Origin of the sequence: Amycolatopsis kentuckyensis (genome assembly GCF_002155975.1) — a bacterium.
In the GTDB taxonomy this organism is placed as follows: Bacteria; Actinomycetota; Actinomycetes; order Mycobacteriales; family Pseudonocardiaceae; genus Amycolatopsis; species Amycolatopsis kentuckyensis.
Window position 1 is genome coordinate 1 of sequence record NZ_MUMI01000912.1, and the last position, 743, is coordinate 743.

Annotated in this window: 1 protein-coding gene; it reads left to right on the top strand. The window is 70.0% G+C overall.

All coding sequences use genetic code 11. The features are described 5' to 3' along the window. The coding region (locus CCN39_RS49085; RefSeq protein ID WP_143264526.1) for a ComEC/Rec2 family competence protein at positions 1–743 on the top strand (743 nt) is incomplete at both ends.

A 743-nucleotide genomic window follows, 5' to 3' on the forward strand; every position in this document is an offset into this window, starting at 1 on the left:
GCCCACTGCTGATCGCCCTGGTACTCCTCCTGATCATCATCCTGATCCCGGTCCGTCTGCTCCGCCCGGGCTGGCCGCCCCCGAACTGGGCCTTGGTGGCGTGCGACGTCGGCCAAGGCGACGCCATCGTCCTGGCCACCGCCGAACCCGGCCGCGCTGTCCTCGTCGACACCGGCCCCGACCCCGTGGCGATCACCAGCTGCCTCCGGGACCTCGGCATCACCCGGATTCCGCTGGTACTGCTCACCCACCTGCACGCGGACCACATCACAGGCCTCCGCGAGGTCTTGGCCGACCACGACGTCGGCGCCGTGGGCCTCAGCCCAGTCCAACAACCCCAGTGGGCCCTGAAAGAAGTACGCGAGACAACGGCCACCGCGGGCGTACCCCTGATCGAACTCCACCCCGGCGCCAGCACGGCGTGGCCCGGCCTCACCCTGGACGTGCTGGCACCCCGGAGCCCCGCTGCCCTGGGTGCCACCGAAGAACGCGCCGACGGCACCGCCCTCAACGACGCCTCCCTGGTCATCCGAGCCCACACCAGCGCGGGCAGGGCGCTGCTCACCGGCGACATCGAACTCGCCGGTCAGTCAGACCTGTTGGACGCCAAGGGAACCGACCTGTCCGCGGACATCCTCAAAGTTCCCCACCACGGCTCCCGCTACAGCCTCCCGACCTTCCTGACCACGGTCCGACCCCGCATCGCGATGATCAGCGCGGGCAAGGACAACGACTACGGCCAC